This is a genomic window from Agromyces sp. NPDC029043 (genome assembly GCF_055564615.1).
Genome location: NZ_JBVHVX010000004.1, coordinates 262,286 through 273,709 on the forward strand (window position 1 = coordinate 262,286; position 11,424 = coordinate 273,709).

At 72.8% G+C, this 11,424-nt stretch carries 10 protein-coding genes; 6 read left to right on the top strand and 4 right to left on the bottom strand.

Annotated elements, in window-relative coordinates; all coding sequences use genetic code 11:
- Positions 1-77 precede the first annotated feature (77 nt).
- Positions 78-1,445 (bottom strand): NAD-dependent succinate-semialdehyde dehydrogenase, encoded by a 1,368-nt coding sequence (locus tag ACZ4TW_RS08070; RefSeq protein ID WP_465541844.1) that lies wholly within the window; start codon positions 1,443-1,445, stop codon positions 78-80.
- 209 nt (positions 1,446-1,654) lie between these two features.
- On the opposite strand from ACZ4TW_RS08070, the gene ACZ4TW_RS08075 reads away from it, so the two are divergent.
- Positions 1,655-2,833 (top strand): CaiB/BaiF CoA transferase family protein, encoded by a 1,179-nt coding sequence (locus tag ACZ4TW_RS08075; protein WP_465541846.1) that lies wholly within the window; start codon positions 1,655-1,657, stop codon positions 2,831-2,833.
- A 49-nt stretch (positions 2,834-2,882) separates the two neighbouring features.
- Positions 2,883-4,067, top strand: a complete 1,185-nt coding sequence (locus ACZ4TW_RS08080) for an acyl-CoA dehydrogenase family protein (protein ID WP_465541874.1) — start codon at positions 2,883-2,885, stop codon at positions 4,065-4,067.
- Positions 4,068-4,136: 69 nt separating this feature from the next.
- On the opposite strand, the gene ACZ4TW_RS08085 is transcribed toward ACZ4TW_RS08080, so the two are convergent.
- Positions 4,137-4,466 carry a hypothetical protein gene (locus ACZ4TW_RS08085; protein WP_465541848.1) on the bottom strand — a complete coding sequence of 110 codons (330 nt, stop codon included), beginning with the start codon at positions 4,464-4,466 and terminating at the stop codon, positions 4,137-4,139.
- A 293-nt stretch (positions 4,467-4,759) separates the two neighbouring features.
- Here ACZ4TW_RS08085 and ACZ4TW_RS08090 point away from each other — a divergent pair, with 293 nt between their 5' ends.
- The 4 genes from ACZ4TW_RS08090 to ACZ4TW_RS08105 all read left to right on the top strand — a co-directional run bounded on the left by ACZ4TW_RS08090 (position 4,760) and on the right by ACZ4TW_RS08105 (position 8,112).
- A complete protein-coding gene (locus ACZ4TW_RS08090; RefSeq protein WP_465541850.1) occupies positions 4,760-5,584 on the top strand; it encodes an amino acid ABC transporter substrate-binding protein in 825 nt (274 codons plus the stop codon).
- A gap of 159 nt (positions 5,585-5,743) precedes the next feature.
- Positions 5,744-6,409 carry an amino acid ABC transporter permease gene (locus ACZ4TW_RS08095; RefSeq protein ID WP_465541852.1) on the top strand — a complete coding sequence of 222 codons (666 nt, stop codon included), beginning with the start codon at positions 5,744-5,746 and terminating at the stop codon, positions 6,407-6,409.
- Positions 6,396-7,238 carry an amino acid ABC transporter ATP-binding protein gene (locus ACZ4TW_RS08100; RefSeq protein ID WP_465541853.1) on the top strand — a complete coding sequence of 281 codons (843 nt, stop codon included), beginning with the start codon at positions 6,396-6,398 and terminating at the stop codon, positions 7,236-7,238. The genes ACZ4TW_RS08095 and ACZ4TW_RS08100 overlap by 14 nt, the downstream gene beginning before the upstream one ends.
- A gap of 55 nt (positions 7,239-7,293) precedes the next feature.
- Positions 7,294-8,112: a Pr6Pr family membrane protein gene (locus ACZ4TW_RS08105; protein ID WP_465541854.1), complete on the top strand. Its 819-nt coding sequence runs from the start codon at positions 7,294-7,296 to the stop codon at positions 8,110-8,112.
- Here ACZ4TW_RS08105 and ACZ4TW_RS08110 read toward each other — a convergent pair.
- Both ACZ4TW_RS08110 and ACZ4TW_RS08115 read right to left on the bottom strand, forming a co-directional pair.
- Entirely contained in the window at positions 8,109-9,593 is a 1,485-nt protein-coding gene (locus tag ACZ4TW_RS08110; protein WP_465541855.1) for a flavin monoamine oxidase family protein, read from the bottom strand. The genes ACZ4TW_RS08105 and ACZ4TW_RS08110 overlap by 4 nt on opposite strands.
- Before the next feature lie 219 nt (positions 9,594-9,812).
- Positions 9,813-11,246 carry an aminotransferase class III-fold pyridoxal phosphate-dependent enzyme gene (locus tag ACZ4TW_RS08115; protein ID WP_465541857.1) on the bottom strand — a complete coding sequence of 478 codons (1,434 nt, stop codon included), beginning with the start codon at positions 11,244-11,246 and terminating at the stop codon, positions 9,813-9,815.
- Between the last annotated feature and the right edge of the window lie 178 nt (positions 11,247-11,424).

The window sequence follows — 11,424 nt, forward strand, 5'->3', positions numbered from 1 at the left end:
CTGCGTGGATGACGACGCGCTCCGGAGCGGAGCCCCGGAGCGCGTCGCGCGACCGGTCGCCGGTCGTCGCGCAGTGCTCAGCCGATGCGGATGAGCTTCTTGTTGACGAACTCGTCGGCGCCGAGGCGGCCCATCTCGCGCCCGGTGCCCGAGCGCTTCACGCCGCCGAACGGCAGCTCCGCGCCATCCGCCAGCACGACGTTCACGAAGACCATGCCGGCCTCGATCGCGTTCGCGACGCGGTCGGCCTGCTCGGGGTCGGTCGTGTAGACGTACGAGCCGAGGCCGAACGGGATGTCGTTGGCGATGCGCACGGCGTCGTCCTCGTCGGCGGCGCGGTACACCTGCGCCACCGGGCCGAAGAACTCCTCCTTCGACGCGGGGTTGTCGGAGGAGACCTCCGTGAGGACCGTGGTCTGGAAGAATGCGCCGTCGCGCGAGCCGCCGTGCACCAGCGTCGCGCCGTGCTCGACCGCGCGCTTGACCTGCTCGTCGAGGCCCTCGGCCGCCCTGAGCGACGACAGCGGGCCCAGCGCCGAGTCGGACGAGGTCGGGTCGGTGGCCTCGACTTCGGCGATCTTCGCGGTGAACTTCTCGAGGAACGGCTCGTAGAGCTCGTCGACCACGATGAACCGCTTGGCCGCGTTGCACGACTGGCCGCTGTTGTCGAGCCGCGCGTCGACCGCGTTCTGCACGGCCGTGTCGAGATCGTCGGTCGACAGCAGGATGAACGGGTCGGACCCTCCGAGCTCGAGCACGACCTTCTTCAGGTGGCGGCCGGCGATCTCGGCGACCGCGGCGCCCGCGCGCTCGGAGCCGGTGAGCGAGACGCCCTGCACGCGCGGGTCGGCGATGACGGTCTCGATCTGGTCGTGCGACGCGTAGATGTTCACGAAGGCGCCCTCGGGGAACCCGGCGTCGGCGAAGATCTGCGCGATCGCCGCGGCGGACTCGGGGCACTGCTCGGCGTGCTTGAGCAGGATCGTGTTGCCGATGATGAGGTTCGGGCCGGCGAAGCGGGCGACCTGGTAGTACGGGAAGTTCCACGGCATGACGCCGAGCAGCACGCCGAGCGAGCTCCGCCTGATGACGGCCGAGCCGTCGCCGGCGAGCAGCGCGACCGGCTCGTCCTTCAGGAACTCGGCGGCGTTGTCGGCGTAGTAGGTGTAGATGTCGCCCGCGAAGTCGGCCTCGGCGAGGGCCTGCTCGATCGGCTTGCCCATCTCGCGGACGATGATCTCGCCGAGCTCCTGCCGTCGTTCGACGTGCAGTTCGCCGACCCGCCGGATGAGCGCGGCGCGCTCCTCGACGGTGGTGGTCTTGGACCACGTGCGGTGCGCCTCTGCGGCGGCGGCGATCGCGGCCTCGAGCTCGGCGTCGGTGATGGTCGGGTACGTCTTGACCGTCTCTCCGGTGGCCGGGTTGACGACAGCGTAGTTCGTCATGGGACTCCTCTGGTGAAGGTGCACGGGGCTCGCCACCCGGGTTGGCGACGACGGTGCACGCCATCTCCAAGCCTAAGCCGACTTCGACGCCGCGCGATCGACGCGGTGGCGGATCCGCGGCGGGCATTGGACGGGATGTACATCCGGCGCCTCGCGGGGCGGGGTTATCGTGGCGGAGGAGCCACCGGGTGGCCGGCCGAGGAGGGCGCATGGCGCAGACGCAGGATGGCGCGACGGGCGCGCTCGCCGGAATTCGCGTCGCCGACTTCTCGCGCGTGCTCGCCGGGCCCTACGCCACCATGCTGCTGGCCGACTTCGGCGCCGACGTGGTCAAGGTCGAGCCGCCGACGGGCGACGACACGCGGCAGTGGCATCCGCCGGTCGGGCCCGACGGCCAGGCGACCTACTTCGCGAGCGTCAACCGGAACAAGCGGTCGGTGGCGCTCGACCTGACGGATACCGCAGGCCTCGCCGAGGCCAGGCGGCTCGCGGCGACCGCCGACGTGGTCGTCGAGAACTTCCGCCCGGGCGTGATGTCGCGGTTCGGCCTCGCCTACGAGGACGTCCGCGCTGCCAACCCGCGCGTCGTCTACTGCTCGATCACCGGGTTCGGCGCCGGGAAGGGCGCCGCGCTCGCCGGATACGACCTGCTCGTGCAGGCCGTCGGCGGGCTCATGAGCATCACCGGCGCGGCCGACGGCGAACCGGCCAAGGCCGGCGTGGCCCTCGTCGACGTGCTCACCGGCCAGAACGCGGTCGCCGGCATCCTGCTGGCGTTGCGGCGGCGGGATGCCACGGGCGAGGGCTCCCTCGTCGAGGTGAACCTCCTCCACAGCCTGCTGTCGGCGCTCACCAACCAGGCCGGCTCGACGCTCGCCACCGGCCGCGCGCCGGCGCGACTCGGCAATGCCCACCCCAGCATCGCGCCGTACGCGGTGTTCCGCGCCGCCGACCGCGAGCTCGTCATCGCCGTCGGCAACGACCGCCAGTTCCGCACGCTCGCCCGGCTCCTTCGCGCTCCTGAGCTCGCCGACGATCCGCGCTTCGCCACGAACGCCGATCGCGTCGCGCATCGCCATGCGCTGCACGACGCGCTCGACCGGGCGCTCGCCCCGGCATCCGCTGTGCACTGGGTCGAGGTGCTGACCGACGCCGGGGTGCCGGCCGGGCTCGTCAACGACGTCGCCGAGGCGATCGCGTTCGCCGACGCGCTGGGCCTCGCGCCGGTCGTGGAGCTCGACGGGGTCCGTTCGATCGCGAACCCGATCGGGCTCGCGGCCGCGCCGGCACGCCACCTCACGCCGCCGCCGCGGCTCGACGCGGATCGCGGCGCCGACTGGCACCCGAATCCCCGGGTCGAGCAGCCTCGAGCGCGTACCGAGACCTGAACCCCGCGAAAGGACCATCGTGACCGACACCGCCGCCGTCACCGCCGCCATGACCGCCCCGCGCATCGACGCCGTCTTCGACGTCGACGCGCTGCTCACCGACGAGGAGCGCGAGTGGCGCGACCGCGCCCGCCGCTTCGCGGGGGAGCGCATCGCGCCCGTCATCGAGCAGGACTTCGAGGACCGGCGCTTCCGCCGCGAGCTCGTGCGCGAGGCCGGAGAGCTCGGGTTCCTCGGCATGCACCTCACGGGCTACGGATGCGCCGGGGCCGGCGCCGTCGCGTACGGGCTGGTGTGCCTCGAGCTCGAGGCCGCCGACTCGGGCTGGCGCACGTTCGTGTCGGTGCAGGGGTCGCTCGCGATGAGCGCCATCCACAAGTACGGCTCGGAGGAGCAGAAGCAGCGCTGGCTGCCCGGCATGGCGACGGGCGAGCTGATCGGATGCTTCGCGCTCACCGAGCCGCAGGGCGGCAGCGACCCCGCGGCGATGACCACGGTCGCCCGCCGCGACGGCGACGAGTGGGTGCTCGACGGCGCCAAGCGCTGGATCGGGCTCGCGTCGCTCGCCGACGTGGCCGTGGTGTGGGCGAAGGTCGCGGATGCGTCGGGCGAGGACGACGGCGTGGTGCGCGGGTTCCTCGTGCCCACGACGAGGCCCGGTTTCACCGCCACGCCGATCGACGGCAAGCTCTCGATGCGCGCCTCGGTGCAGTGCGACGTGACGTTCGAGGGCGTGCGGCTGCCGGCCGACGCGATCCTGCCCGGGGCGCGCGGGCTGTCGGGGCCGTTCGGATGCCTCAATGAGGCGCGCTACGGCATCGTCTGGGGCGCCATGGGCGCCGCACGCTCCTGCCTCGAGGCGGCGCTCGAACGCTCGATCACGCGCGAGGTGTTCGGCCGGCCGATCGGCGCGAACCAGCTCATCCAGGCCAAGCTCGCCGACATGCTCGTCGAGGTGGAGAAGGGCGTGCTGCTCGCCCTGCACCTCGGCCGGCTCAAGGAGCGCGGGGCGCTCACGCCCGCGCAGATCTCGGTCGGCAAGCTCAACTCGGTGCGCGAGGCGCTGAAGGTCGCGCACGAGGCGCGCGCCATCCTCGGCGGCGACGGCATCACGGCGGAGTTCCCGGTCATGCGGCACGCCGCGAACCTCGAGTCGGTGCGCACGTACGAGGGCACCGACGAGGTGCACCAGCTCGTGATCGGCCGCGCGCTGACGGGACTGAACGCCTTCTAGCATCCTGGGGGACACGCCGGAGGCCGGCGCCGAGGGGCGACGCCGGCCTCCGGTCGGTGGATCGGACCGTCAGTTGACGCCGGGCAGGATGATCCACCGGTTCAGGAGGATCAGCCAGATGACCAGCAGCACGAGCGCGATGATCGTGAGCGTGCGCCCGGTGCGTCCGCCCGCGAAGAGCGCCACCGCGAGCACCACGATCGTCGCGATGCCGAGCACGAGCGAGCCGAACGGGATGCCCGGCAGGAACAGGGAGAGCAGGAACAGCCCGGCGACGATGATCTCGATGATGCCGACGACCGTCGAGCCACCGCGGGCGCGAAGCCGCAAGATGCCGTCGACGAGTGCGAGGACGCCGCCCGCGAGGGCGATGAGCAGGAGCCAGGACAGAGCGATCATGGGGTTCCTCCGTTCGGTGTGGGGTCACCGCGACGAGGGATCCGGTCCCTCGACGCCGCCACACTAGCCACGCACGGCGGCGCGCGCCGCCCGTTGCGCGGTGAGTCCGCGAACGTGTATGCCGGCACGCGCATGTCGGGAATCTCCGCGAAATGCGGGACGATCGGGAATGGAAACGGGGCGTCATCCGGTTTCATCCCGTGGCCGCCGCCGTGATGGACTCGTCAGCGCCGGCCCCCGAACCCCGGCACCGGCACACCCCGCCGCGAACCCGACGTCACGAACGGAGCACCATGCCTCTCGCCCGCACCCGCACCCTCCTCGGCCTCGCCGCCGCATCCGCCGCCGTCGTCGCGCTCGCCGCGTGCTCGAGCAGCGACGCCGGCTCCGACTCGGGCGCGGCGACCGACGCGGGCGACGAGTACGGCCTCGTGCAGGCCGGCACCCTCACGGTCGCGACCGAGGGCACGTACCGCCCGTTCAGCTTCCACGAGGACGGCTCGGGCGACCTGGTCGGCTACGACGTCGAGGTCGCCGAGGCCGTCGCCGAGAAGCTCGGCCTCGAGGTGCAGTTCCAGGAGACCCAGTGGGACGCGATCTTCGCAGGCCTCGACGCCGGCCGCTTCGACGTCATCGGCAACCAGGTCTCGATCACGCCCGAGCGCGAGGAGCAGTACCTCTTCAGCGCGCCCTACACCGTCTCGCGCGGCGTCATCGTCGTGAACGAGGGCGACACGTCGATCTCCTCGTTCGACGACCTCGAGGGCAAGACGACGGCGCAGTCGCTCACGAGCAACTGGTACGAGCTGGCGACCGAGTCGGGCGCGCAGGTCGAGGCCGTCGAGGGCTGGGCGCAGGCCGTCGCACTGCTCGAGCAGGGCCGCGTCGACGCGACCATCAACGACGAGCTCACCTTCCTCGACTACCTGACCACGACGCCCGATGCCGCGATCGAGGTCGCCGCGGAGACCGACGAGACCTCCGAAAGCGCCTTCGCCTTCACCAAGGACAAGGAGGCGCTCGTCGAGGCCGTCGACGGGGCGCTCGCCGAGCTGCGCGACGAGGGCGTGCTCGCCGAGATCGGCGAGAAGTACTTCGGCGCCGACGTCTCGGAGTAGTCCGCACCCGTTCCGGCGGTGCCGCGCGATCGCGCGCGGCACCGCCGCCTCCGTGCGCGCGGATCCCGCCGACGCTGACGGAGGCCCCCGGCGCGAATGGCACCATTGGGCGAAGGGTCCGCGCACGCGGCATCCGTGCGCCCGGAAGGACGTGAGCCTGTGAACGAGAACCTGCAGCTCCTGCTCGAGTCGGTCGGGCCCCTGGTCCTGGGCGCCGTCACGGGCACCATCCCGCTCGCCCTCGCCTCGTTCGCCATCGGGCTCGTGCTCGCCCTGGCCGTCGCGCTCATGCGACTCTCGAAGAACCGGATCCTGTCGAGCATCGCGCGGTTCTACGTGTCGGTCATCCGGGGAACGCCGCTGCTCGTGCAGCTCTTCGTGATCTTCTACGGCATGCCCTCGCTCGGCATCACGATCGACCCCTGGCCGAGCGCGATCGCCGCATTCTCGCTCAACGTCGGCGGCTACGCGGCCGAGATCATCCGAGCGGCGATCCTGTCGGTTCCCAAGGGCCAGTGGGAGGCGGCGTACACGATCGGGATGTCGTCCGCGACGACGCTGCGCCGCGTCATCCTGCCGCAGGCCGCCCGCGTCTCGGTGCCGCCGCTGTCGAACACGTTCATCTCGCTCGTGAAGGACACCTCGCTCGCCTCGCTCATCCTCGTGACCGAGCTGTTCCGCGTCGCCCAGCAGATCGCCGCGTTCAGCACCGAGTTCATGCTGGTGTACCTCGAGGCGGCCCTGATCTACTGGGTGATCTGCCTCGCGCTCTCAGGCGGGCAGTCGATGCTGGAGAAGAGGTTGGACCGCTATGTCGCCCACTGAACCGCCCCAGCCACCCATCCCGCCGTCGGGCGGCGACCCGCTCGCGCCGCCGCAGACCGGGTCGACGGATGCCGCGGTGCTGCTGTCGGCTCGTGGCATCCGCAAGTCGTTCGGCACCAACGAGGTGCTGCGCGGCATCGACTTCTCGGTGCGGCGCGGCGAGGTCGTCACGCTCATCGGGCCGAGCGGCTCGGGCAAGACCACCGTGCTGCGATCGCTCAACGGCCTGGAGACCCCGGATGGCGGCGAGCTCGCCTTCGACGGCGGCCCGACCATCGACTTCTCGCGCCCGCTCGCGAAGGCCGGCCGGATCGCCATGCGCGACCGATCCGCGATGGTGTTCCAGCAGCACAACCTGTTCCCGCACATGACCGTCATCGAGAACGTCGTCGAGGGGCCGATCCGCGTGCAGCGGGTGCCCAAGGCGCAGGCGCTCGCCGACGCATCCGCCCTGCTCGACCGCGTCGGCCTCGCCGAGAAGCGCGACGCCTACCCGTTCGAGCTCTCGGGCGGGCAGCAGCAGCGCGTCGGCATCGTGCGCGCGCTCGCCCTGAAGCCCGACCTGCTGCTCTTCGACGAGCCCACGAGCGCGCTCGACCCCGAGCTGGTCGGCGAGGTGCTGCACGTGATCAAGGAGCTCGCCGACGAGGGCTGGACCATGGTCGTCGTCACCCACGAGCTCGCGTTCGCACGCCAGGCCGCGCACGAGGTGCTGTTCATGGACGGCGGCGTGATCGTCGAGCGCGGTGCGCCCGCGCAGATCTTCACGAACCCGCGCGAGGAGCGCACGCGGCGGTTCCTCGACCGGATCCTGCGGCCGCTCGACTGAGCGCGCTCACGGTCCGACTCGACGGTCGCGGAGGTCGGGCGACTAGCGTGAGGGGATGCCCGCGTCCGTCACCGGCTCCGCCGCACGGGTGACGAGCGTGGACGCGACGGCCTCGGCCGTGGGCCTCGAGCCCGGGCCCGCCGGATCGGAACCGCCCAGCCGGCGGGTGACGAACGCGCGCCGCGCGCTCGGGGGCTTCCGGCTCGCCATCGCGGTGATCGAGGTCGTCGCGCTCATCGGCAACTACCAGTACGTGCTGGAGTTCCCGCTGTTCGCATCGGTCAACTTCTTCAGCTACTTCACGATCCTGTCGGCGATGCTCGCGGTCGCGACGCTGCTCGTCGCCGCCGGATTCGCGCTGCTGCAGCCGCGCGACCCGCCGCTGCTCGGCGCGTTCCGCACCATGGTCACCGTGTACCTGCTCGTCTCGGGGATCGTGTTCGGGCTCATCGCGCTGCAGGCCTCCACACGCGACTACCGCCTCGAGGTGCCCTGGTCGGACACCCTCCTGCACTTCGTCGTGCCGCTGCTCGCGCTGATCGCATGGACGGTCGACGCCGTCATCGCCGTGAACCCGCCCGTTCCCTGGGCGACCGTCGGGCTCGTGCTCGTGCTGCCGTCGATCTGGCTCGTCTACACGCTCCTGCGCGGCAACGAGATCGGCTGGTACCCGTACTTCTTCCTCGACGAGTCGCAGGTCGGCGGGCCCGGCGGCGTCGCGGCGTACTGCCTGCTCGTGCTCGGGATCTTCGTCCTGCTGACGGCGGTGCTCGTCGCCGTGCATCGTCGCCTCGCGCGCATGGCCCTGCGGCGGCGAGCCGACCGTTCGGCCGCTCGGCAGGCGACCACGACGGGGGCGGATGTCGCGGGTTAGCCGGCCGCGAACGGCGCGAGCGCCGCGAGCACCGCGTCGAGCGCGGCGTCGTCGTCGAGCTCGGCGATGCGGCGGGCGTGCTCGGCCGCGAGCATCCCGACGAGCGCGGGGCGCCGCGGATCCACCCCGAGCTCGAGCCAGGCCGCGACCGTCGAGGTGGCGCCCACCACGGTGAGCACGTTCGACAGCTCGTCGACCGACGTCGCTCCGGCCGCGGCATCCGTCGTCGAGCGCCAGAACGCCTCGTCGAAGCGGAGCTGCACGAGATCGAGGGCGCCCATGCCGATCGTCGAGATGGCCCGCTGGTGCAGCAGCGGCAGCGGCGGGTCGAACGTGATGGTGTCGGTCTTCAGCACGCCGATCGACGCGGTCACGATCACCCGGTGCGCCCGAAGCGACTCGCCGGAGTCGAGGCGGAGGCTCACGCCCTCGTCGTCGACCGCGATGTCGGTAACCGCGCTGGACCCCGCGATGTCGAGGCCGTCGGCGAGCAGGTCGATGAGGCCGGACCATCCGCTCGTCACCTGCGCGGTCGGCCGCCAGACGGCGTCGGCATCGAACCGCTGCGCCGAGATGCGTGCCGGGACGGCGCCCGTCGTCGGCTCGACGCCGGTCGTGAGCGCGTTGACGAACCAGTCGCGCGGCCCGAGGCCGTCGGCGCCGGTCTCGGGCGGGAGCGGGACGACGCCCGAGCGGACCAACGCGGTGGAGAGCGAGGTGTCGGCCGACTGCGCCGCGGCCCAGGCCTGCGCGGTCGCGATCGCGTCCCAGCCGGCCGTCGACGGCGCGACCACCACGCCCTCGGGCGTGCGGGGCTGGATCCGCGGCGTGAAGTCTCGCGTCGCGACGCCCGCCTCGGCCAGCACGGCGTTGAGGATCCCCCCGTCGGAGGCGAACGGGCTGCCGAGCTCGACGGCCGAGCCGAATTCGTCGTCGTCGACCGTGTGCAGGCGGCCGCCGAGGCGGTCGCGCGCCTCGATCACGACGACCTCGAACCCCTGGTCGACGAGCGTGCGGGCGGCGGCGAGGCCGGCGATGCCCGCGCCGATGATCGCGATCCGGTCGCCCTCGCCGGCGAGGCCGGCGACGGCCCGGCCTGCGCGCATCCCCTCGGCGTACGCGCCGTGGACGGTTCCCGGCGAGTCCGGCGAGGTGGCCTCGCCCGCGATGACGAGGCGGTCGGCGACCGGCTCCCCGAGCGCCGCGCGGAGTTCGGGCGTGGTGCCGACCGCGTCGAAGCTGAACGCGCCGCGCACGAACGGGTCGGCGCTCCAGCGCGAGCGGAGGAAGGCCGACGGGCTCGGGACGGCGCCGGGGGTGGGCGTCGGCGTCGGAGTCGGCGTCGGGGTCGCCGTGGCGGTCGGCGACGGGCTCGGGCCGCCGCCGGTGCACCCGGCGAGGGAGGCCGCGGCGAGGCCGCTGACGGCCGCGGCGAGGAACGCGCGTCGCGGCATCCCCCCGGCCGGGCCCCGTGCGTCCATGTGCCTCAGGCTAGCCGCTCGCCGTGCGCGGCTCCCCGCACCGCCGCCCGGCGGCCTCTCCCGCCCGAGCCTGTCCGACCCGGCGGATATACGATCCGGCGCGCCGACGATCCGCGCCCTCCCGCGGCGTGGCGGATCGTATATCCGCCGGATCGAACGGCGCCGCCCGCCGCGACGCGAGGTCGTGGCGGGCGGCGTCCGTGGGCGGGCAGGACTGCGTCAGGCGACCTCGGCGTCGGCGAGCTCGAGGGCCTCGTCGATGATGTCGAGGCCGCGCACGAGCTCGTCCTCGGTGATCACGAGCGGCGGGGCCACGTGCATCCGGTTGAAGTGGATGAACGGCCAGAGGCCGGCCTGCTTGCACGCGGCGGCGACCTTCGCCATCGGCGCGGCATCCGCTCCCGATGCGTTGAACGGCACGAGCGGCTCGCGGGTCTCGCGGTCGCGCACGAGCTCGATGGCCCAGAACAAGCCCAGGCCGCGCACCTCGCCGACAGACGGATGCCGCTCGGCGATCGCCCGCAGGCGGGGCTCGACGACGCGCGTGCCCAGGTCGCGCACTCGATCGAGGATGCCGTCGCGCTCGAACACCTCGAACGTCGCGACGCCGGCGGCGCACGCGAGCGGGTGGCCCGAGTACGTGAGGCCGCCCTGGAACGACACGGTGTCGAAGTGCGACGCGATGCGTTGCGAGATCACGACGCCGCCGAGCGGCACGTATCCGGAGTTCACGCCCTTCGCGAAGGTGATGAGGTCGGGCGTCACGCCGAAGTGGTTCACCGCGAACCACTCGCCGACGCGGCCGAAGCCGACCATCACCTCGTCGGCGATGTACACGATGCCGAACCGGTCGGCGATGCGGCGCACGCCCTCGAGGTACCCCGGCGGCGGCACGAGCACGCCGTTGGTGCCGACGACCGTCTCGATGATGATCGCGGCGACGGTGTTCGCGCCCTCGAGCGTGATGACCTGCTCGAGGTGGGCGAGGGCGCGCTCGGTCTCCTGCTCGGGGGTCTCGGCGTGGAACGACGAGCGGTACGGGTACGGCCCGAGGAAGTGCACGACGCTGCCGTCGCTCGGCTCGTTCGCCCAGCGGCGCGGGTCGCCCGTGAGCGAGATCGCCGTGGCGGTGCCGCCGTGGTAGCTCCGGTACATCGACAGCACCTTGCGGCGGCCGGTGACGGCGCGCGCCATCCGCACCGCGTGCTCGTTCGCGTCGGCGCCGCCGTTCGTGAAGAACACCTTGTCGAGGTCGCCCGGCGCGACCTCGGCGATGCGCCGCGCGAGCTCGCCGCGCACATCGTTCGCGAGGGCGGGCTGAATCGTCGCGAGGCGGCCGGCCTGCTCCTGGATCGCGGCCACGAGGTCGGGGTGCTGGTGGCCGAGGTTGAGGTTCACCAGCTGGCTCGAGAAGTCGAGGTACGCGTTGCCCTGGTAGTCCCAGAACGTCGAGCCCTCGCCCGCGGCGACGGGCAGCGGGTCGATCAGCGCCTGCGCGCTCCACGAGTGGAACACGTGGGCGCGGTCGTCGGCGCGCACCTGCGCCTCGGCGGCAGGGTCGGGCAGCGGATGGCGCGTGCCGCGGCGGTCGACGTACGACGCCGCGGTCGCGGCATCCGTCACCGTCTCTGCGGGGATGAGCGTGTCGGTCATGTGATGGCTCCTGTGGCGTTGGGGGGGGGGGGGGGGGGGGGGGGGGGGGGGGGGGGGGGGGGGGGGGGGGGGGGGGGGGGGGAGGGGGAGGGGGGGGGGGGGGGGGGGGGGGGGGGGGGGGGGGGGGGGGGGGGGGGGGGGGGGGGGGGGGGGGGGGGGGGGGGGGGGGGGGGGGGGG